This is a genomic window from uncultured Turicimonas sp. (genome assembly GCF_902477955.1).
Taxonomy (GTDB): Bacteria; Pseudomonadota; Gammaproteobacteria; order Burkholderiales; family Burkholderiaceae_F; genus Turicimonas.
The window spans coordinates 37,887-59,122 of sequence record NZ_CABSJB010000016.1; the positions used below are offsets into that span (position 1 = coordinate 37,887).

Here is a 21,236-nt window from a genome sequence, read left to right on the forward strand (position 1 = left end):
AAGAGGAACTCTGTCCCTTCCCCGCTAAGGCTTGCAGATCTTATAACTATCTTCTATCTTGGCAAAAGGATCAGAGTCACAGCAGGAGTGCGGTAGGACTCTTGTCTTTTCATCATAATTCTCGTGAGTTTGTTTTCGCTATTTCTTTCAGCCGTCAATTCCCAACCGGAGGCGGCTAATTCTTTTTCTGATTGTTGAGCGTCTTTCTTGGCAGAGAGCCAATCTACCAAGTCAGTGAGATCTAAAGGAGCGCCAATGACTCTTTCCGTAATTTCTTGGCTTCTGCGGGCTTTAATCGGCTCTTCATTAGAAATGGCAAGAACAGCCCCGTCTGAGTTTTCTGTCAGTGTGGCAGCATTGGCTCCCAACGGCCCTTTCAGAATTAATTCTTTCTGTTCCGCAGAAGAGGTCAGCAAGAAAGTTCCGGAATTCCTGTCAGCTTTTCCGTCTTTCAAAAGAGTAATGGAAAAACGGCCATGCCACTCTTCAATAGCAGCACTCTTTTGAATGGATGGTGTAGAACAGCCTGCTAAAACCAGCATCGCTGCAATCAAAACGGAGAAACCAAATTTCTTCATTCTTTGATTCCAAGTCTTTTGATTAACGCTTCAGTGTCTTCTGAATCAGGCCAAAGTTCTTTAGCTCTCTTTAAGACCAGGCGAGCTTCGTCCTTTTGATTGGAAACCCAATAGGCTTCTGCAAGGTGAAGCATGATGTCTTCGCTCTCAAGAAGCTGTAAAGCATCGTTGAGATATCCGATTGCTTCGGTGTAATTTTTTTCTTTAAAGCTTAGCCAGCCCATGGAATCCAAAATATACGGATTAGACGGATCAAGCTGATACGCCTTGCGAATGTTTTCCCCTGCCTCTTTCAGACGGTTAGTTCTTTCAAGAAGTGTGTAACCTAAAGAGTTATAAGCATTAGCAAAGTTGGGGTCTATCTCTAGGGCTCTCTTTAAATAATTCTCCGCCATAGAAATAAGATCCAAGCGCTCAGCGATCATGGCTGCTTCATAGAAGAGACTCTTAGATTCAGGATACTTTTGCAAATACTTTTCTAAGGTCTTAAGAGCTTCTGTATCGCCGTTAAGTTCAGCGATCAAACGAGACTCAACTGCTGCGACCTCTTCGGCTACGGCGTTGTTGTCGCCGGGGTCAACTTGCTTGAGGACTTCAAGTGCTTCCTTATGTTTATCTTCATGAGAATAAACATTGGCTTTCTGAATCAAAGCGGCAGGCTTCATTGAGCCGACAACGCGATCAGCAAGCGCGAGAGCCTCTTCATATTTTTTGTTTTCCAGGGCAACTTCGCTCAGCAGCAAGAGAGCCTTCTGTGGGATAGTTCCGTTCTCAGCATCGTCTTGAGGAAGCTTTGCTAATTTAGTAAGCAAGGCCTCTGCTTCTGCTTCATGATTATTTTGAAGCAGAGAAACTGCAGTACTTAGTTCAAATTCGTAGTCGTCCGGATATTTCTTGACCAACTCAATTAACTGGTTGTAGTCGGAAGAGAGCAGCAAGAGTTGAGCATACGAATCCCGGATTCTTAAATCTTTAGGATTCTTTGCCAGATACTGGCCGAGAACCTGGCGAGCCTCTTTTTGACCTGCATTGGACTTCTTCTGCAACAAGACAGAAACTAGTGTCATTACGCTTTCCGGATTGGGTTTCTGCTTGTAGCTCTCTTTAGCAAACTTTTCGGCTGCTTTTTGGTTGCCGGCCAGTCCTTCTAATCGGGCTAAACCGAGTTTCGTTTCCGGAAGTCTCTTGAACTTCTCAGTAGCTTTGCGAAAGAACGTCAGAGCCTTCTTCCTGTCTTTTCCGATTAAAAGTTGGCTCTGCAGCCCAAGGATGACTTTTCCCGGATCCTCTACCTGGGATAAGAAAGACTGTGTAGTCAACAGAATCTTGTTGTATTCCTGGTAGTGGAGGCCAATGCGAATGAGCATCTCCTGAGCATGTCTATTGCCGGGGGCTAGTTTATTCCACAGCAGCACTGACCGCATGATTTCACGAGGAGCTTTGGCAACTTGTGCAATCTGAACAGCTCTTTCTGCCAGTCTTGGGTCACCTGTTTCTTCGGCTACATTCATGTAAGTGCTGTATGCCGCTCCTAATTCATTACGCTGCAAAGCAATTTCGCTGGCGATTAGTTGGAAAAGGAGTCCTCCGGTGAGCTCAATCTCAGGCAAGCTATCAGGAGAGAATTTTTTAGGTTTTGGCGGATCAAAGACCAGATTCAGCTCCTTCTTAGAAGCAGGCACAGCTGCTGCGTCAGCAGTCATAGGGATAGCGGTAAAAGCTATCGCCGCGGCGCATAAGCAACTAACTAATCTATTGAAACCCATATAAAAATTAACCTAAAAATCGATCCAAGAGTTTAGCCGAGTTATTAGTTAGTTTGCATTGTTACGGGATGAGTTTGAGCGTTCATCATTGGCAATGTTCTCGTTTGAGGAAATCTCCCAGCTCTATCACTAACCGCAAGGCGTTAGCCTTAATAATCAAGGAACGTTGAGAAAGGCAAATTTATGACAACTTCCTAAGGTTGGAAACCAAATAAATATATTTTCTTGAATATCTCATAAATTCAATGAATTTTCGGTTGAAACTCCAGTTATTCTCGGCAAAATTACTCGCAAAAAGTTGAAACCTAACTCCCTGAACATGATTAAAGGCATTCTTGGAAAGGTTTGAGCCTATTGAACGAAACAGAGACTTCTTATTATCGGAACTAACCTAGCTACCTAACGAAAAAAGAGCTCTTTGTTTAAGCGAATGAAAGAATGCGGTGAAGGACAGCTGATAAAGTTATGAAGGATTGATGATATTTCTGGGTTGCTAAGACGTTTAGCTTATAAAATATAAAACTCGTCCTACAAAAAGATAGTTAAGAAAATTTCTCAAAAACTATTAAAAGTATTGACTTAACTGTCTCCCCATTGAAAACGATTCAGCCAAACTCCCAAGTAATTGCACACGATACAACTTCTTGGGAGCCTGGGATTATTAAGTATTACTTCTGACTTTCAAAATAGCCAATGCTGAAAAGCATATAAGTCTTAATGAATTTTAAATACTGACTCAAATTTACATGTTCGTCATCAGAGCCTAGCACGGCAAAAATACCTGGCCCGAAGTGGGGGACATTTTGCTTGTAAGCGTTCGCTAATTTAGCTGCATCGCCGGCCCCAGATCTTCTGCCCGGCCTGAGGGGTTTCGAGAAAACCGTGCGGTAGACATCCATACATCTAATAATATCGGGATGATTGGAATCAATTACCAGTCGTGGACCGGCAAATAAAGTTGTAAGGCTATAAGCTTCTTTAATTTGAGGTATGTTATCTAAAAGTGCGAGAAATTCTTGTTGGGCGCTCTCAATGCTTTCTCCCCTTGTGTACCTCCTGTCGATCCAGAGAGTACATTTTGCCGGATGCATGTTTACTGTTTTTCCTTCAAATCCCGCGCTTATCGAAGTGACCGAAATAACAGCGCCAGACGTATCTTCCGGGAAATATCTTTCCGCCATTAGCTTTTTGTCGTATTGATGGATTTTTTCAATAACCTTATGAGCTTTTTGCAGGGCATCTTCTTGTGCTAGACGAGTTCCGGCATGCCAACCATCGCTCGTAATTTCCAGTTTCCAAGCAATGCGGCCGTCTGTATCCACAATAATGGTCTCCTCGGAAGCTTCCATGCAGATCGTGAAGTCGGCCTTCATGAGTCCTTTCTCTATACAGTAAAGCAGTCCAGCGCGGCTTCCTTGTTCTTCATCACAATTTAGAGCAAGAGAGATAGTGCCGGATGGCTTAAAACCTAATCTTTTTAAAAAGGTGATAGCCATAATCCCCGCAGCATTCCCGCTTTTCATGTCTGTTGCCCCGCGGGCATATATTTTGTCGCCAATTATTTCGCCGGACCACGGATCTCTGGTAGGGTTAGATTCGGGTGGAAAGACATCCAAGTGTCCGTTAAATAACAATGTTTTGCCCTCGCCTCCTTTCCAGTCCATGAGAAGGTTCGGACGATCTTTTTCCCCTTCTAGAAGTTCGGGGTTAAATCCGTTATTCTCCAAAAAACTAGCGAGGTAAAGAGCAGATTCCTTTTCTTGCCCGGTTGGAGAGGGAACTCGAAGATAGTTTTGAAGAAATGTAGTGGCTTCCTCACTATGGGAGTCAACATATTCAGAAATAGTTTGATAGTCCATTTGCTTTCCTTTTTAACAATTACAGAAGCCAAACAATGAGAAACCCCAATGACACGGAGATAACTGCACAAATAGTGCCGAAGATTTGAAATGGATTATCGATGAGGTATTTACCCATTGTGGTCGTGCCGGAACGATCTAAAGAGCAAGCAGCAATCGCCGGACCATTAATTGGAAAGAGAGCGAAGCCGTTTACCGCCGGATACATGGCAATAAGAGCTAAAGGTGAGAGGCCAAGCGCAAATCCCAGCGGCATAATTGCTCTTGTTGTGGCACCCTGAGAGTTCATTATTGCCGCCATTAAAAACAAGACAAAAGCAAAAGTCCATGGCTCGGCTTGAACCAAGGATCCGAATGTTTCTAATAACACATCTTTATTAGCTGCAACGAAAGAGTCAGCAAGCCAAGTACATCCAACAATGCAAACCATTGTCGTCACTGCAGATTGCAAAATTTGACTCGAGGCTAATTTCTTAACGCTTGGTCGGCAGACAATAACCAAGATCGCTCCGACAAGAAGCATAGTGAGTTCAATAGTGGCTGCCATTCCCATGGGCTGTTTGGCAGCATAGGGAGTTCTTAATTCAGGGTAGATACCTGCCAAAACGATGTAAATAAGGCCTAACAGGAAAAATCCTAATGAGAATTTTCCTTTCAAGCCTATGTCCTTAAGTTCTACAATTTTAGGAGACTCAATTTGACCGTTTTTTAAACGACGTTGAAATTCCTCATCCTTATCCAATTCCTTGCCCCATTTCATAAAAAAGAGCGAAGTGGCAAGTACTCCGATCAAACCGGCAGGCAAGCTCACCATCAGAATTTGAGGCAGTGAAATTTCCGGATGTCCGTAGTGGATGAAAAGACCGATCATCGCCGCGGTTGCCGCAGAAATCGGACTTGCGGTTATAGCGCACTGAGCAGCCATCGTTCCGGTTACCATAGCCCTTTCTGGCCGAATTCCATTTCGGTAAGCTACTTCAAAAATAACTGGCTGCAGTGCAAAGCAAACCATTGCTGTGCCCGCAAAGAATGTTAAAAAGAACATTACCAGAGGAGCCAGAGTGGTTAGGTGCTTAGGATGTTTCCTAAGAATCTTTGCTCCTATCGCCGTCAGAAGATCTAGGCCTCCGCACTGTTCAATAACAGCAGAACACGTGCAAACGCACAAAATAATAAAACAAACATCTGCTGGAAGCGCTCCGGGAGTAACTCCAAAAAATAAGGTTAATATTCCCAGACCTAAGCAGCTGATAATACCGATCCCCATTCCACCAAATCGCGTACCAAGCAAAATGGCGCCGATTACTATTAAAAATTGAATGACTGTAGACATTTTGAATAACTCCTGCTCTCCTTGTTAGAGCTTTCTCCTTGTGGTTAATAAGAACAGTTTCACTGTATCGACATCAGGAGTTGTGTATTACGATTTATAATATTTCTGTATCGTTTATATTAAATTTGCTAATACGCTGATAGACATGGGTACTCTGCAAAATGCAAAAATCTTGTTGGCTGTACAACGGTTAGGAAGTATTAGTAAAGCAGCCCAAGAGCTAAATATTTCCCAGCCTACCGTCTCTGTCATCCTCAAAAAAATAGAATCTGAGGTCGAAGGCGACATCTACTACCATAATGAACGTCCCATTAAACTCACGCCTTTAGGACGGATGCTTTCTCATCAATTTGAAAAATTTGTCGAATTGGATGATCAAACTAAAAACTATATTAAGACTTTTAAAAAAGGATTCCTTCCTTCTTTTCGAATTGGAACAGTTGATTCTTTTTGCCCTAATATCAACCCTTATTTTGTGCCGAATTTATTAGAACATACTCAGAAACTAGTCATTGAAGAAGGTTCCACTTTGGAGCTGGCTGATTGGATAAAGAAAAACAGAATAGATATAGCCATACTGAATATGGATCTTCAGGAAGAGGAAGGAATCGTTTCCGAACTAATTTTTACTGAAGAGTACGTTATTGTGCTTCCAAAGTCTCTTCTGACGCACGCTAATTCCACCGTCGGTGAGAATTTAGAGCTTATGAGCAGATTAAGTTTTATCTATCTTTCCAACTTATCCTTTGATAAGTTGACACAGACAAGATTTCTTAATAACTTGGGTATTAAGCCTCCTAAAAGTATTGAATTGGACGACTTCTCAACTGTCTGTCAGATTGTAAATTCAGGTCACGGCTGGACATTGCTAACTCCCCTTGAACTTTGGATAGGTCGAGACTTTCTCAAAAATATAACCATCATTCGCCCTCCTTATACCCGCTTTTATAAGCCTTTTTATTTTGTTCATAAGCAATGGATGATGCCCAAATTTGAAAATCTATTAATATCTTTGTTAGTGTCGGCAATAATGGACAAGTTTGTTCCGGTAATGACATCTAGATTTCCTGAATTAGCTCCTTATTTAAAGTTATCTGAATCCATTGCAAAAAAAGATTTCAGGGAGTTGGTGTAATCCCAGCCAACTATCTTCTCCCCGGATTAGCAAAAATGGCCGAGGAAGTAAAACCTTTTATAGACTTCCTCGGCACAAAATCTCAGCTATAGGGTCTTTCTAAGACCTCGAAGAGGTTAAAACCTGTGATACATGCCAAAAATACCAGTCCAGCCTCTCAAGTCATTTACTAACTTAGCGGCTTTGCCTGCCGTGCTCCAACCGCCATAGCTGTAAAGTCCGGTACGTTTAGAGATAGGATAAACGTAGGCAGCTCCAATCGAGAAGGTATTGAATTTGTCCTCACCCGAAATGTCAGGATTCATCTTATCTTTTACTTTGCCGAAAGCATACTGAGTTTGCCCCATGAGAGTTCCTCCCCATAAAGGTGCGCTCGCGCCAAGGGAAAAGGCATTAAAATTCGCCCCTTTTCCTGTTGATTGCAAGATTGGAGGAATAACATTCGTTCCGGCTTCATATTTCTTCCAATCCACTCCGGGTAGTGGGGAGTGGATGGCAAGCTCATAAGCACCGTAGATTTTTATCGTGCCAAAATCGTAGGACATTCCCAGATTGAGAAGTTGAGTTGCCTTGTAATTTGATCCATCAATTTGCTTTTTGTTTTTATTATCCAAGACTTCGTAGATCAAATTTGTTTTCAAAGCGCCCGAGTCATAGGCAACACCGACACCATAGTAGTGTCCGTTTCTTGACCATTTACTATCGTCACCGGTTACTCCGTTTGAATACATCATTTGAAGTTTCCAGCCTCCAAAATTGGGGGATACATAAACGATAGAATTGTCATAACGATCCGTGAGGTAAAAACTTCCGTACATATCTCCTAGGATTGAGTAACCGGTCATAAGCGGAGTGCCTCCAAGCATTGAATATGAACCGAGATCAGAACCTAATCCACCAAATCTCCCGAGTCCGATTTCACCCCATTGGCCGCCAACTTTTAACGTAGTTTGTCGGCTAAAAGCCTTTCCGGTTTTATGTTCCGCCCCCGAGCTCATTTTGAATCCTTGCTCAAGAACAAATCCAACGTAGTTCCCTCCGCCCAGCTCTTCCGTGCCTTTAAGACCCCAACGGTTTCCATAAAGGTTGCCGTTACTCATTTGGACCTTTGTATCATCTCCTTTCAGTTTAGATACTGTGATGCCGCCATCTAAAACACCATACAATGTGACATCTGATTGCGCCTGCACGATACCCATCGCGGACATTGACGCCAAAGCAACCACCACAAGCTTTTTCATGTCTTCTCCTAAGAATTTTGCTTTTAACACATTTGCTTAGCCTTTCTTCAATCCGATTTAAGTTTTAAGAGGTTGAGAAAGGACAAATAAGTCGCAAAGAGATCGCGTTTCGGAACTACGAAAACCTAATCCTCTTTACGGCTTCAATTCTCTAGAAGAGCGAATAATCCTTTGTCTCTTATTATTTATTGCTATTTGGTTTATTAAGGTTTTTAATATTCGCACTATATTTGCTGAATGCCGAGCGTTCAGATTAAAGGAGAAGTAAATTTGGCCGCTTGTCGCTTTGTAAAAATCTCCGTACGACAAATCAGCGTCTTGACTTCCTTTCGAAGCTATTAGTTAAATCTGACAAGAACAATATAACCTGATGCAAGATCATTTAAGGTTTTGAGATTTTCAATGGTTGTAAGGTTGGGCAAGCATACCAACATCATTCGTCTTACTTATGGGAAAGAATTCAAGAAAAGCTATACCATCCTTGCATCGTTTCAACTTCTTTGCTGGCAGTAGCCAAAAAATTTTCACTCTAACTTACAAAGAGAAACATCCTTCGCAAAAACTAAGGATTTGGGAACCGAGTAAACCAAGGATAACTTCGGTTGGCATCTTCCAATCTTGTTGGTTATGCGGATTGTTTTGGAAAGGTTGGAGATGCGTGAAAGAATGAATTGGAGTGCCTGCTGGGTTAAATTTGCGGAAGAAAGTATCACGCAGAGTTCCGAGAAAAATACTTATAAGTTTTTGCCGCCCATTCCTTAGTTTTCCTCGATAACGAACTAAGAGGTTAAAGAAAAACATAAATTTCTGTATGGATTTTCTGAAAAATTTTGCCAACGAATTTTCGACCCTACATTGATAAAATATCAAAGTAGTTAATTTGTGTTTAAGGAGATAGGAGAGGAGGATTGAAGTGCCAAAATTTCATCTCTCATTCTCTCTTTAAAGCGATCCTTTTGCAATCAGGACTAACCTTACTGGAAGCCCCAAATGAAAAAAGAAGATAGCCTCCTTGCGTGGAGGGTGTTCGTTAATGCTCTTGAAACCGGCAACCTTACGCAAACCAGCATCATGTTAGATATTGACCCGGCAGCCGCAAGCCGACATTTGGATAGTCTCGAGGAGGCGCTTGGAGTTCAGCTACTTTATCGCAACCGGCGCCCCTTTATCGCTACTGCGGAAGGAGACGATCTTTATGAAGATGCTTGCAAGCTTTTGGCTCTCCAGGAGCAAATGCTACATCGAATCGGAAAAGCAGCCCGGCGTAAAACACGAGCAACACAGGCAGTTATCACTGTTTCTGCAGCCCAAGGATACGGCCACGGTTGGCTGATGCCGCGTCTGCTTGAATACATGAAATGTTATCCCGATATCACGTTCGACACTCTCACTGAAAGGAACTTGAAGGATTTGGCGGATGGAAAAATTGAAGTTCTTTTTGCCGTACACCGTTTCAATCGGCAAGGATTTGTTATCAAGCCTTATGCCACATTGCCATGCCTAGCTTTCGCCTCTCCATCCTACATTCAGCAATATGGCATGCTGGAAAATCCTCAGGACTCTGCTCTGCATGTAGGGCTTACGCGTTCCGGAAACAATTTCCCGATTTCCAAAGACTTGGTCACCAACGGCACGGATTTCAAGGCTCTTTCCTGGGGAAAGGAAATTAAAGCAGAAAATTCGATCCTTCTCAAAAAGCTTGCAGTTCAAGGAGTTGGCATTGTTTTTGACTTGCCTGTAGGTTTTTTCATTGATGAGTTGGAAAACGGACTTCTGGTTCCAGTTCTTAATAACTGGCGAAGAACGCCGTTTATGGCTTCGGTGGTGACGACCGAGAAGCTATATAAGTCAGATGAAAGAATTAAAACTTTTGTTGACTGGATGACGCTTTATGAAGGTAAAGCTTCAAACCAAAGAACGCTAAAGGCCTTGAGTTTGATGAATAAAAACCTTCGAGATGTCTTTACCGACGAGGAGGATTTCTATCATCCCGAGCAAGCTTTTTTTAAGTCAAAAAGAACAAAAAAGACAGCAGTGTAAACCCTTATTTATTTTGATTAATTGTCAATAAAGGATTGAGAACCTTCTATTTCTCCGTTGAAGCTGAATTTCTAAAATTTCTCCCAGATGCAAGAAAACGCATCAACCCAAATCAAAGGAGATAAAAAATGACTGTTCAGCTTTCTCGTCGAAATATTTTGAAATCCACAGCTCTTGCTGCCGCTGGTTTTATTCCGGCAGCAGCTGCTATTGCTCAAACAACTAAGATTCCTACCCAATGGGATGAAACCACAGATATCATTATTGTTGGTTCCGGTTTTGCCGGTCTCTCAGCTGCCGTCGGCGCCAGCAACGCAGGTGCCAAGGTAATCATTCTTGAGAAGATGCCGACCATCGGTGGAAACTCTGTCATCAACGCCGGTGACATGTGCGCTGTAGGAACTCCTCAGCAGGCTGCAAAAAACGTTAAAGACTCTCCAGAACTGCTCGCTCAGGATATGCTCAGAAACGGTCTTTTCCTCAACGATCCGAAGAAAGTGAAGTTTGTCGCAGAGCATGCCAATGACAATTACAAATGGCTCGTTGACGAAATCGGTGTTGAATTCATGCCGGTAGTTGGATTTACCGGCGGCCACAGTGTCCCCCGCGCTGTGACAACAACCGCAGGATCTGGCTCAGGCATTATCATGCCGCTTGCTGCCTACCTAAAGAAAAAAGGTATTGAACCGAGAACCAGAAACTACGTTGAACGTATTTATCGTGATGACAACGGCCGCGTCGTTGGTCTGTGCGTGCGCGAAGGTTATCGCTTTGGTAAAGAAGGTTCCGGCAGACCTAAAAACATTCAGGCTACAAAGGCAGTTTTACTTGCTCATGGCGGTTTTGGTGCCGACGTAAAGTACAGAAGTCTTTTGGATCCGAAATTAACTGAAATTTTCAAAACAACGAATCAGCCGGGTGCCACTTCAGAAATGTGGAAGGAAGCAGCACGTATCGGAGGAATGATGATCCAGTCCGATTGGATTCAGTGCACTCCATGGAACAATCCGCTTGAAAAAGGCATGGGCTACACCTGGAACTTCGGCCAGTACGTTGCCGGCGAGGCAGGTATCTGGGTTAATACAGAAGGCAAGCGCTTCGTTAACGAAAATGCTAACCGAAAGGTTCGTGCCGATGCGATCCTTGTTGAACAAGGCAAAGGTCTCAAGGCAGTTGCCGTTGCCAATAAAGCAGCGACAGCTTCTCTTGAAGGTCGTCGTCCAGGATTCATGGATAAGGCACTTAAGGATAACCTCATCAAACAGTATGATTCCTTGGATGCGTTAGCTGCTGATTGGAAGATGCCGGCCGATACTCTTAAAGCAAGTATTGCCCAGCTTAACGGGTATTTCAAGGACGGCAAAGATCCTCAATTTGGAAGAATCGTTAAGGATCTGAAGCCAATGGAAGAAGGCCCTTGGTATGCTATGGAAATGTCTCCTAAAGTTCACCACTGCATGGGCGGCTTGGCAACTACTATTGACGGCAAGGTACTGGATGTCTCAACTCTTGAACCTATCCCCGGACTTTACGCTGCAGGTGAGGCTACAGGCGGAACTCATGGCGCAGTTCGCATGGGTACAAACGCAATTCTTGACTGCTTAGTTATGGGAAGAGCTGCCGGTACAGCCGCTGCAACTCAAGGCTAATTTAAGGCTAGTAGGGGTGCTGCGGCACCCCTAGCAGGAGAGGATAAATGAGAAATTCTTTACTCGTAAGCTGTTTGGTAAGTTTTATGTTGGGTTCAGGATGCATGTGCGCTCAGGCGGCAGGTTTTGCGGACGGACATACATCAAAAGGGGTTCCTTGCGAAGCCTGTCATGTTTCCAAAGAAAAGCCGCAGATGCCGACTATCAACAATTGTGTCAAATGTCATGAACTTGAGGCTTTAACCGCAAAGACCGCCTCGGTTAAGCCGCAAAACCCGCATACATCTCCTCATTATCAAAATAAATTAGAGTGCAACAATTGCCATATAGGCCATGAGCCTTCGGAAAACTTCTGTGGGCAGTGCCACAACTTTGAATATAAAGTTCCTTAATTCTATTTTCTTGATTGATTGGTACTTTTCTCCTTGAACTTTAGTTCGGCCGACTTCCGTCAGTGAGGTCGGTTATTTTTTGGAGAGACTTAATGGTCCGAACTTATACGTTTAAGTTTGGCTGGAGGCATGAAGTAAACAGCTACTTATTCACATATCCGCTTCTTCAAGGAACACTTTCGATCTAGGCATCGTTTGCTGTTTTTACAGATGTCGTTAGTACAGCGAAGACTCACTATATCTGTATCGACTAACAGTTCTTAAAGATGGTGCTGCACTCATACAAAACGCAATTAATATCAATGGTTAGTTCGAATAAAGCTTTCTGTTTTAGATTGTTTGAGAGGAGAAATTCTCATCATGAAGACTCAAAATTTTTTCTGGACAATTGTGAGTATTTGTGAGGATAATGAATTGTCTCAAAACGTTAGGAGAAAAACAATGAAGCCTCAACATATTTTTATTGAACTAAGCGGGACTTCCAGAGAAATTGGTCTGAAATATGGTCAAGAAGCGAAAGTCATGATTCATCGCAACCTGGAATTCTACAAAGTCTTTTTCAAAGAATACGCTCATATGGAGTGGAACGAGGCTCAACATTTGGCTCAGAGTTTTATTCCTCTTATCGAAAAGAGTGCGTCTGATCTCTTAGAAGAAATGCGTGCAATTGCCGAAGGTGCTGAACTTTCTTTTGAAGATATTCTTACGCTAAATTGCCGCAGCGAAGTTATTTTTGCGCGTCCTGACGGCTGCAGTTTTATCGGTTTCCTTTCCAAACACGGAAAAGACGGCCATGTGTATATGGGACAGACTTGGGACTGGCTTATTCCGGCAGTTGAGAACGTTTGCGTCTTAAAGATTCAGAAAGAAGGAAAACCTGATCAGCTTATCGCCGTTGAAGCCGGCATGGTTGGAGGAAAAGGCTTGAACTCCGCCGGCATCGGTGTGTGCCTCAATGCTTTGAGCGTCGGAAAAGGTAAGGTTGGTATGCCTCTTCACGTTCTGTATCGTATGATTCTTAATACTACTAAGGCGAGCGATGCCGTTGAAGTAGTTTCTTTGGCACAAAGAGCTGGCTCAGGTAATTTTGATATTGGCACGGCTTCGGACTACATGTTCTGTCTCGAATACACTCCCGACAATTTCGATGTGCTTATGAGCGAAGGCGAACCAATCTGTCACACAAACCATTATCTGTCGCCGCTTTTCTTGGCCCAAGATACGTTTAAGCGGGACTTGCCCGAAACATTTATGCGTCTAAACACTCTGCGTCGCAAGGCGAAAGAGCTTGAATTCCCGGTTGATGAGAAAACGATTTTTGGAGTTTTATCTTCCCATCAAAATTTCCCAGACTCGGTTTGTTCACACGAGGATCCAATCGACTCTAAGTACAAGAGGTTCTGCACAATTTACGGCATTGTTATGGACCTCACCGCTCGCCGCCTCTGGATCACAGATGGACGCCCGTGCGAAGGAAAGATTTCGACATATGCACTTTAGAAACAGTGTTTAGCGTTTCTTAATATCAATATCGTATTTTCACCACCTCCGAGTATCTTTGGAGGTGGTCTCGTCTCATAAAACTTCTTCCGCTTGTTTGGTTCCCGAAATCTATGTGTTTAGGCCCAGCAGTCGTTAAAACTCAGCTCTGAGAGCAGACTGCCGAAGTTTTCGGAACGCTTTTTGCGCAGGAAAAGAAAATGAAAAAGCGGAAAGACCAAAGATCCTTCCGCACTCGAAACCAGTTACCGGCTAAAGACTAGAGAGCTGTGATTCTCTCAATCTGCTTACCTGGGTCAACAACGATAGCTTTCATGCCGCGGGCTTCAATAGCGTCTTTACCGTGTTCAGTACAGATAACGGTTGCGCCTTTAGAAACCAATTCACCATTGAAGAGAATCTTCTTGCCGTCGACGAAAGAAGCAACCGGAGTTTGAGTTGCCAAATCGTAGACAGTAATGTCGGCATCAGCTCCGACAGACAAATGTCCTTTGTTTTCTAAACGAAGCATGCGGGCTGGGTTCAAAGAAGTCTTCTGAGCGAATTCGCTGAGAGACAAGATGTCGAGCTTAACTAAGGACAAGCCTTGAGAAAGAATGACGTTGCGTGGAATGCAGCCGCCGTCAGTAGAAATTGCGTCAACAACAAAGGCTCCGTCATCGCGTTTAGCCTGAGCTAAGGCAATGCGTGGAAGCGGAGGATTGATATTGAAGCTTCCGCCAACGTTAGTCTTGGCAGCTTCCCATAACTTAAGTGCTTCTTCACCGGTCATCAGATCAGAGTATCCGCCAGCGTCGTATACAGCAAAAGCTTTGCGGGCAAGGAGAGCTTTTCTGACGCCGTCGGCATCTTCTGTAAATCCAAAGGCTCTTAAGCAGTTGCCTGTAACCTTAGATTGGATAGTGCCGTCAGGATTGCAAGTCAAACGAGTACCGTTCTTCGGAGAAACATAGCTTTCGCAGAAAATGTTCGGATTAGCTTTGAGCAAATCGATAGCAATTTTTGTCTCTTCCATTGCTTCATGGATAGCGCCGCGGCAGTACGCATTAATGTGAGCCAGATGCATCGGATATCCGTCGGCCATCTTAACGGCTTCAATCATGCCATTAATGTTGGAGCCGTTCTTCGTAGTGCCGGCATGCCAGGCAACATAAGCGCGTCTTTCAAGAGCCGTTCTGATGAGAAGAGCGGAAACTTCTGGATCCAAAGGATAATGGCCGCCAAGGAGCTTGACACCTAAAGCACCGTCTGCGAGAGATTTGTCGATAAGGTCAATCATCTCTTGCTGACTTGGAGTGGAGTTCTTGAAAGTGAACGGAGGGGAGGCAAACTGAAGGATTGCCATGTTGATGCCTACTCCGTATTCCGGAACATTGTCTAAGATGTCATCAAGCGGACCTGCCATATCCAAGCAGGTAGTTACGCCGTTCATTGCAAGCATTCTCGGACCGAATGGAGAGCCCCACATTGTTCCAAGGTGAACGTGACTGTCGATGATGCCCGGCTGAAGAGTTTTACCGGTGAAGTCAATAACTTCTTTGGCTTCTTCCTGAATTTCTCTTTGGACTTTCGCGATCTTGCCGTCCTGAATAGCAACGTCAGCAACTCCATTGACGGAGTTGAGAGGATCGACTACCCAAGCGTTTTTAAGAAGTAAGTCGTACATTATGTTGTTCTCCATTGTGATTGAGATGAATACCTAAGCCTAGTAAGTTTGGAAAATTTTTTCAAGAAGTTTCTGATTTCGGCCAAACCTGTGAAGTGCAAGTTGAAGAAGAATCCTGCATTTTTGAGCAGACAAGGTTCCTCCGGGAATTATTTGCATTTCCTGCCATTCGGCTTTGCCTTTGGTGACCGGTCCGGATCCGGTTCTGCTGGCTCTCACAACAGCAGGTTGATGCTCCGAATCTTTCACCACTTTCTCGACAACTGCCGGGACAGTACTGTTTCCGGTTAGTTCTAGGATAATTCCATCGGGTTTAGAAGCTAAACACCGTTCGAGTTGATGCCCGTCTTCATCAGCATGAGAAAGAATGATTTCAACTCGGGGAAAATCTTCAGCTTTGAAACTTTCTGAAATATGGAATTTAGAACTCAAAGTATGAGGTTTAACGGATTGAGTCAGGAAATCAATATCCTCTCCGATGATGTATCCCAGCGGGCCTGAAGTGAGTGAGCAAAAGGTCTCAACGGAAACCGTGTTGGTTTTGGAAACGTCTCTTGCTCCGTGAATTTGACCGTTTAAAGATACAAGGACACCTTTGTTCCAAGCCTGTTTTGACGAGGCAAGTCTTACTGCATTCAGCAGATTGAGCGGGCCGTCAGCTGATATCGCCGTCGCAGGCCTCATAGAGCCCGTCAAAACAACTGGTTTCTCGGTCTTAAGGGTCAGATTCAGGAAAAAAGCCGTTTCTTCCATGGTATCTGTGCCGTGGGTGATAACAAATCCATGAATCTTGGGATCCTCAGCCAACTTGTTGATAGTGCAGGTAAGCTTTAGCCAATCTGAGAGCTTGATGTTGCTTGACCCAATGTTCAGAAGAGGCAGGGCATCAATGTTAGCGATTTCAGCCAAAGCAGGAACTGCAGAGATAATGCTGCGGACATCCAAACCTTGGATACTGTATCCGGTCATTTGCGCCCCTGAGGCACCGGAGCTGACAATAGTCCCTCCGGTACCGATAATGACAATATGAGGTTTAGTCATAATGATGTAGGGGTTTAGTTAATTATTAACGCATAAAGATGGCAAGCAGTACAACCGCAACAATCATCGGAACGAAAGTGCGTTTAGCTACATCGAAAGGATTTGCTTTAGCCAATCCTGCTACCAGAATGGTAATACCGGCGATCGGAGATGCTGTACGGCCAGCTGCGCCTGCCAAGAATGCAAGAGAGCCAAGACTGTGGATATTCATGCCGAACTCGGCAGCATGAGGTGTTACTGCAGAGTTGAAGGCCATCGCACCTGCGTCACCGCTTCCCATCAGGACGGAAAGAACAAACGGACCGATGGAGCCGCCCCATTGAGCGATTTCATTAGATTGAACCATTACGCTGATCAAACCTTTGATAAGGCCGGAGGCTGTTAAACCTGCAGCGAGCACACCTGCCGCAATGATAATGCCCATGATGGCCCCGTAAGAGTCGCCCATGCCTTTGAAGAATTCTTTAGAGAATTGCTGAGGCTTTTTGAAGCTGACGAGGAGACAGACAATTGTACCAATGACCATGGCCTGAGCAACACCCATCTTAACGGTTGGAACCCAGAAGGTGAAAACAAGCATTAAGACGATTGGAATCAATGGAACGAGGGCTTTAATTGGGCTTGGTTTGAAATCGGTGGTTGCTTCTTGCTGTTCTAATGCTTGGACTGATGTTTTTTCGCCCTTGTTGTCGCCAAGGAGCCAGCAAACAATGAAAAGGCCGATTGCACCGACAACACCGATCATCAAGGAGAACTTGCCGTGATAAGAAATGAGCTCCATGATGGTCATGTGAGCCATATCAGAAACATAGGCGTTGTGGGACAGGCCCGGAGAGAGCAAAGAACCTGTGGTTCCCATTAGAACGGCAGCTGCAGCAGCTGCGGGTTTAAATCCGGCTCTTAAGAGCAGGGGAATCATTGTCGTACCTACGACAGCGCCAACACCGGCTGCTGATGGAATGGCGATATTGATGCCGAACGTCAGCAATGATGTGATTGGGATCATTAAAAGACCAACATTTCTGATAGGACGGGTCAGATAATGAACTAAAGAGCGGTCGCATTCAGTAAATGTAACGCAGTAGGCAAAACCGGTAGCGGAACAGATGGCTCCGATTAAGGCTGGATTAACCATGGTTTTTGCGAAAGCATTTAAACCTGCCATCGGGTCCAGGGCTAAGCAGCAGAGGAGGAAGCCGCCTCCAAAAAGGACTAGACGAGTTTCGTATTGTTTGATGAGAAGGTAACCCATGAGAATGAGTACCAGAATTGCAATCCATCCGGTAATGGGCATAAGAGTCTCCTTAGAAGGAAGTTGGGGAGGTCAGTTCCATATTCTTAGAACTTGAAGAAATTTTAAGACCTCTTGGCCAAGTCATTAGAATGCCAAGTATGACTAGTAGGAATAGTATTGCCCTAAGAACTCTGGAAAACCCGGGGAAAAATTAGAATATAACTCTGAATAATTCTTAAAAGTGAGAAAAGGTTCTCAATTATCCCACCTTAAAACCGTCTTTGACCCATGGAGCAAAATCAAGAATCTGAGGAATAAGCTGCCGCTCTACATACCGCGTGCTGACGTCATAGATGATTCCTGATTCAATAAGGAACTCTTGCTCGCGGCCAATGAGAAATACTTCCCGAGAAAACAGCGGAGGCTGCATGGGTCTAACAATTAGATTAGGCAGCATATGAAGGTTCTGAAGGATTGTGGTCGGCCGTGAGAATCCCCAGCCGATGCCCTCGGAGATTAATTTAACCATTAGTGCATTCGTGTCCACGGAAATTCTATCGGGAAAGGTGAGCCCGTGAACTCTCATGAAGGTGTCATTAATTTCGCCGGCGCCGGTTTCGCTCCAATACCTCACTAAGGGCAGTCCGCAAGTGGCAAGCCTCTGCCAACTCCAAGTTTGATCTTTTTCCTTTTCAAAGCTTTTCGGAAGCATGAGGATGGATGGTTCGGTAAAAATCCTTTTTGTGAAGATGTGCGGAGTTTCACTGGACACTACGTTGGTGATAATCAGATCCAGCTTACGTTCAACGAGTCTTTGCATCAGGACATTCGCACTTGCAGAAATCATCGTGATTTGTGAAAGATTCGGAAGCGCGTGCTTGATAATCTCAAATCCCAGATGCAAATGAAGGCTTTCGAGGATTCCAACGCGAAGAATAGGTTTGATGTAATTTTTGCTCTGCAGGGAGGACAGCGAGCGAAGCATTTCTCCTTTCAGTCCATGAAGGTTTTTATGCAGAAGACGAGCTTCGGGAGTTAGCGCCAGAGGCCGAGAACTGCGGATAAAAAGTTCAAATCCAAGCTCTTTTTCGAATTTCTGCATGGTCTTAGAAACTGCTGACTGCGTTATGCCCAGGGCATTGGCCACTGCCGAAAAATTCCGCATGTCGCAGCACATCATGAACATGACCGCCGGCGCACTCAGTAAAGAATTGCTGATATGAGGTTTCATGGGGCAGTCCTTCGAGGAAAGAGGTTGGTAGGTTTAATTCGGCGAGAAGACCTGTGCTTCCGGTTTTGCCTCTGAGAGCTTTTCCAATGGAACGACAATCTGCGGAGCTCCCTCTACCCACGGTGCAACCTGATAAGGCTGAAAATGAATAATGACTTTACCCGGAGCCAATTGGATTTCACTGAAATTTGCAAGCGTAGGGTACGTTCCGTAGGCAATCATGTCTGCGTCGGCTTGTTCACCGATTTTTTCTTTAAGTGCCGATGCGCAGAACTGAGACAGAAGCTTTAATGCCACGGAAGGTTCCTCAAACAAATCTTGGAACTGAAGTTCTCGGTCAGTCTTTAAGTCAAAATTGAGGACATCTTCGGAATAGTTGCCATGAGCGCCTCCCGAGTAAGACTCAATGGTGAACACTATGCTCACAATGTCTTTAGAAGGTTGAGTAACTGTGAAAGAGCCGTTCATATCCCACTGAGCAAGCTTTCTGCTTTCTTCATCCATCTCTTCAAAATTTTCATTTGCCATTTGCAGATAGGCGCTTGCTTGATTGTCGACGAAGAATTTAATGGCTTTATCAATATTTTTCTTACCGAAAACCGGATAGGACATAGAAACGGAGGGCCGTTTTGCGTTTTCAATTTGAATAGTGCTGTTTTGGTATTCCAGAAGCTGTTGAGCCGAAACGGCACTTGCTGAGCAGGGAAGAACCAAAGAGCAAACAGCGATGAAGCATACGATAGGAAGTTTGTAGTAATGCAATTCGAATTCCTCTCAATGTTCTAAAAGCCTGCCGGCATGATAACACCGGATATCAAAGAAGCCTTGGAAAATCTATCGTCTTCACTTGAGATTCTCACTAGAAATAAGGATAGATTAGCCGGCAGCCTAAGAAGACAAGTGAAAACTCGCTCTCAGGTGATCAAAAAACTATCCGAAAATTCAAAGAAGGCGTGCTCTGTCATCCATAATCTAATAACACTTTATTACAACTTATTCAGAAAAAGGATTTTCCATGTCGGCTGCTCTAAATGCCGGCCCGATGCAGCAGGGTCCGGATATCAATAAAGGTTGGATTATCACGATTGTGGCCTACTTTGTCGCCATCGCATTGGGCGTCTGGGTTGGTGTTTGGGGAGGAGAAGTCTCCAACAGTGTTGCAGCCTTCCTCAGCACTGTGTTCATTAAGTTATTTAAGTTCATCAGTATTCCAATTATTTCCGTTTCTATCATATCGACCCTGGCATCTTTATCAGAGTCTCAGGATTCCGGAAGAATTTTTAAACACACCATTTTCTATACATTGCTGACAACCTTGCTGGCTGCTGGTTTGGCTGCGATTCTCTATGTGCTCTTTTCTCCGGCCAACGTTGCCATGCCGGCCGAGACTGCGCCTGCAGTAGCCGGAATTGCTAAGCACTCTTATTTGGAATATGTTCAATCGGTCATTCCGGATAATTTCCTGACACCGTTCCAGACAGCAAACGTTCTTTCCGTTTTGTTGATTTCCCTGGCAGTCGGTATTGCTATTTCCAAACTCCCTCAGAACTCTAAGCCGAAAGAAGTTATCTACAACTTCGTCGTAGCGTGCCAGCAAGTGCTCTTCATCATGGTCAAATGGCTTATCGTCATTCTGCCGTTAGGTATTTTTGGTTTCGTGGCTTCTCTGGCCCAAGAGCTTTCCAGCGGCATCCAATTAGGAGGGCTGGCAACTTACTTCATCGTAGTGGTCGCTGCTAACTTAATTCAGATGTTTATCGTACTTCCGGCCTTCCTGTTGGTTAAGGGTATCAATCCTCTCAAGGTCGCTAAAGGAATGTTCCCGGCCCTGGCTGTGGCATTTTTCTCTAAATCTTCTGCCGGTACGCTGCCTGTCACGATGGCGAGCGCAGAAAACAATCTCCGCATTCATCCGGAAGTATCCCGCTTTGTTCTGCCGATCTGCACCACAATCAACATGAATGGGTGCGCCGCTTTCATTCTGATTACGGTGGTTTACCTCATGCAGAATGCGGGTATTGAAATTACTCCGATGACATTGGTTATCTGGGTATTCATCGCAACCATTGCCGCTATCGGAAACGCCGGGGTTCCAATGGGCTGTTTCTTCCTCTCAGCAAGCTTACTTGCCAGCATGAACGTTCCAATTCTTCTGATGGGCGTAATTCTTCCGTTCTATGCAGTTGTGGATATGATTGAAACCACCCTTAATGTTTGGTCGGATAGTAATGTCGCTACGGCGGTCAATAAGGATTTATTTAACCAGGCGCCTTAACCAAAGTTAAACCAACGAAGCGGAATTCGGAAAAACCGGTTCTGCTTTTCTTATGGAGTTTTGAGTCGCGGGAGTTGAGCCACACATTGATTCTGCGATCTTCTGTGGATACATGAAACAATAGAAACTTAGCCGGAGCGCTGCTTTTCTTTAAAGGCATCTATACGATTAAAAAAGGAGGCTAGCTGCATGGCTGTTTTAAAAGGCAGTTTGCTCAGCGCTGAGGACCGATTCAATGTAGTGTTTGATAATAGAAATAGGTGCACCCCCACAACTTGCAGCAAAATAAGAAGGAG

16 protein-coding genes are annotated in these 21,236 nt (G+C 44.3%); 6 read left to right on the forward strand and 10 right to left on the reverse strand.

Features of this window, described 5'->3' with window-relative positions; all coding sequences use genetic code 11:
- Positions 1–53 precede the first annotated feature (53 nt).
- The 4 genes from RDK53_RS06250 to RDK53_RS06265 form a co-directional block, all read right to left on the reverse strand.
- Entirely contained in the window at positions 54–578 is a 525-nt protein-coding gene (locus RDK53_RS06250) for a lipoprotein insertase outer membrane protein LolB (protein WP_308513777.1), read from the reverse strand.
- Complete coding sequence (locus tag RDK53_RS06255; RefSeq protein WP_308513778.1) at positions 575–2,344, reverse strand: tetratricopeptide repeat protein; 1,770 nt, start codon at positions 2,342–2,344, stop codon at positions 575–577. Before RDK53_RS06255 ends, RDK53_RS06250 begins: the two co-directional genes overlap by 4 nt.
- 668 nt (positions 2,345–3,012) lie before the next feature.
- On the reverse strand, positions 3,013–4,203 hold the full coding sequence (locus RDK53_RS06260; protein WP_308513779.1) for a M20/M25/M40 family metallo-hydrolase: 1,191 nt from the start codon (positions 4,201–4,203) through the stop codon (positions 3,013–3,015).
- Between the two features lie 19 nt (positions 4,204–4,222).
- Positions 4,223–5,536 carry an anaerobic C4-dicarboxylate transporter family protein gene (locus RDK53_RS06265; protein ID WP_277030194.1) on the reverse strand — a complete coding sequence of 438 codons (1,314 nt, stop codon included), beginning with the start codon at positions 5,534–5,536 and terminating at the stop codon, positions 4,223–4,225.
- A 145-nt stretch (positions 5,537–5,681) separates the two neighbouring features.
- Between RDK53_RS06265 and RDK53_RS06270 the strand changes: the two genes are divergently transcribed.
- On the forward strand, positions 5,682–6,671 hold the full coding sequence (locus tag RDK53_RS06270) for a LysR family transcriptional regulator (protein WP_308513780.1): 990 nt from the start codon (positions 5,682–5,684) through the stop codon (positions 6,669–6,671).
- Between the two features lie 116 nt (positions 6,672–6,787).
- Here RDK53_RS06270 and RDK53_RS06275 read toward each other — a convergent pair whose 3' ends face one another.
- Positions 6,788–7,912 carry a porin gene (locus RDK53_RS06275; protein ID WP_308513781.1) on the reverse strand — a complete coding sequence of 375 codons (1,125 nt, stop codon included), beginning with the start codon at positions 7,910–7,912 and terminating at the stop codon, positions 6,788–6,790.
- A gap of 990 nt (positions 7,913–8,902) precedes the next feature.
- Between RDK53_RS06275 and RDK53_RS06280 the strand changes: the two genes are divergently transcribed.
- The 4 genes from RDK53_RS06280 (at position 8,903) to RDK53_RS06295 (ending at position 13,493) form a co-directional block, all read left to right on the forward strand.
- Positions 8,903–9,952: a LysR family transcriptional regulator gene (locus RDK53_RS06280; protein WP_308513782.1), complete on the forward strand. Its 1,050-nt coding sequence runs from the start codon at positions 8,903–8,905 to the stop codon at positions 9,950–9,952.
- Positions 9,953–10,080: 128 nt separating this feature from the next.
- Positions 10,081–11,601, forward strand: coding sequence for a flavocytochrome c (locus RDK53_RS06285; protein WP_308513783.1), 1,521 nt, complete (start codon positions 10,081–10,083; stop codon positions 11,599–11,601).
- A 47-nt stretch (positions 11,602–11,648) separates the two neighbouring features.
- Positions 11,649–11,993 carry a cytochrome c3 family protein gene (locus RDK53_RS06290; protein ID WP_277030184.1) on the forward strand — a complete coding sequence of 115 codons (345 nt, stop codon included), beginning with the start codon at positions 11,649–11,651 and terminating at the stop codon, positions 11,991–11,993.
- A 441-nt stretch (positions 11,994–12,434) separates the two neighbouring features.
- A complete protein-coding gene (locus RDK53_RS06295; protein WP_277030183.1) occupies positions 12,435–13,493 on the forward strand; it encodes a C45 family peptidase in 1,059 nt (352 codons plus the stop codon).
- 259 nt (positions 13,494–13,752) lie between these two features.
- On the opposite strand, the gene RDK53_RS06300 is transcribed toward RDK53_RS06295, so the two are convergent.
- From RDK53_RS06300 to RDK53_RS06320, 5 genes are all read right to left on the reverse strand, one after another.
- Complete coding sequence (locus RDK53_RS06300; RefSeq protein WP_277030181.1) at positions 13,753–15,159, reverse strand: amidohydrolase family protein; 1,407 nt, start codon at positions 15,157–15,159, stop codon at positions 13,753–13,755.
- A 39-nt stretch (positions 15,160–15,198) separates the two neighbouring features.
- Positions 15,199–16,200 (reverse strand): asparaginase, encoded by a 1,002-nt coding sequence (locus RDK53_RS06305; RefSeq protein ID WP_308513784.1) that lies wholly within the window; start codon positions 16,198–16,200, stop codon positions 15,199–15,201.
- 25 nt (positions 16,201–16,225) lie between these two features.
- Positions 16,226–17,494 (reverse strand): C4-dicarboxylate transporter DcuC, encoded by a 1,269-nt coding sequence (dcuC, locus tag RDK53_RS06310; protein WP_066594558.1) that lies wholly within the window; start codon positions 17,492–17,494, stop codon positions 16,226–16,228.
- A 199-nt stretch (positions 17,495–17,693) separates the two neighbouring features.
- On the reverse strand, positions 17,694–18,665 hold the full coding sequence (locus RDK53_RS06315; RefSeq protein ID WP_308513785.1) for a LysR family transcriptional regulator: 972 nt from the start codon (positions 18,663–18,665) through the stop codon (positions 17,694–17,696).
- A gap of 33 nt (positions 18,666–18,698) precedes the next feature.
- Positions 18,699–19,427 (reverse strand): DUF3298 and DUF4163 domain-containing protein, encoded by a 729-nt coding sequence (locus tag RDK53_RS06320; RefSeq protein ID WP_308513786.1) that lies wholly within the window; start codon positions 19,425–19,427, stop codon positions 18,699–18,701.
- A gap of 253 nt (positions 19,428–19,680) precedes the next feature.
- On the opposite strand from RDK53_RS06320, the gene RDK53_RS06325 reads away from it, so the two are divergent.
- Positions 19,681–20,940 carry a dicarboxylate/amino acid:cation symporter gene (locus RDK53_RS06325; RefSeq protein WP_308513787.1) on the forward strand — a complete coding sequence of 420 codons (1,260 nt, stop codon included), beginning with the start codon at positions 19,681–19,683 and terminating at the stop codon, positions 20,938–20,940.
- Positions 20,941–21,236 lie beyond the last annotated feature (296 nt).

Excerpts from the sequence above, each read along its gene's own strand:
- RDK53_RS06250 (WP_308513777.1), bottom strand. The coding sequence starts at position 578 with ATGAAGAAATTTGGTTTCTCCGTTTTGATTGCAGCGATGCTGGTTTTA.
- RDK53_RS06255 (WP_308513778.1), bottom strand. The coding sequence starts at position 2,344 with ATGGGTTTCAATAGATTAGTTAGTTGCTTATGCGCCGCGGCGATAGCT.
- RDK53_RS06260 (WP_308513779.1), bottom strand. The coding sequence starts at position 4,203 with ATGGACTATCAAACTATTTCTGAATATGTTGACTCCCATAGTGAGGAA.
- RDK53_RS06265 (WP_277030194.1), bottom strand. The coding sequence starts at position 5,536 with ATGTCTACAGTCATTCAATTTTTAATAGTAATCGGCGCCATTTTGCTT.
- RDK53_RS06270 (WP_308513780.1), top strand. The coding sequence starts at position 5,682 with ATGGGTACTCTGCAAAATGCAAAAATCTTGTTGGCTGTACAACGGTTA.
- RDK53_RS06275 (WP_308513781.1), bottom strand. The coding sequence starts at position 7,912 with ATGAAAAAGCTTGTGGTGGTTGCTTTGGCGTCAATGTCCGCGATGGGT.
- RDK53_RS06280 (WP_308513782.1), top strand. The coding sequence starts at position 8,903 with ATGAAAAAAGAAGATAGCCTCCTTGCGTGGAGGGTGTTCGTTAATGCT.
- RDK53_RS06285 (WP_308513783.1), top strand. The coding sequence starts at position 10,081 with ATGACTGTTCAGCTTTCTCGTCGAAATATTTTGAAATCCACAGCTCTT.
- RDK53_RS06290 (WP_277030184.1), top strand. The coding sequence starts at position 11,649 with ATGAGAAATTCTTTACTCGTAAGCTGTTTGGTAAGTTTTATGTTGGGT.
- RDK53_RS06295 (WP_277030183.1), top strand. The coding sequence starts at position 12,435 with ATGAAGCCTCAACATATTTTTATTGAACTAAGCGGGACTTCCAGAGAA.
- RDK53_RS06300 (WP_277030181.1), bottom strand. The coding sequence starts at position 15,159 with ATGTACGACTTACTTCTTAAAAACGCTTGGGTAGTCGATCCTCTCAAC.
- RDK53_RS06305 (WP_308513784.1), bottom strand. The coding sequence starts at position 16,200 with ATGACTAAACCTCATATTGTCATTATCGGTACCGGAGGGACTATTGTC.
- dcuC (WP_066594558.1), bottom strand. The coding sequence starts at position 17,494 with ATGCCCATTACCGGATGGATTGCAATTCTGGTACTCATTCTCATGGGT.
- RDK53_RS06315 (WP_308513785.1), bottom strand. The coding sequence starts at position 18,665 with ATGAAACCTCATATCAGCAATTCTTTACTGAGTGCGCCGGCGGTCATG.
- RDK53_RS06325 (WP_308513787.1), top strand. The coding sequence starts at position 19,681 with ATGTCGGCTGCTCTAAATGCCGGCCCGATGCAGCAGGGTCCGGATATC.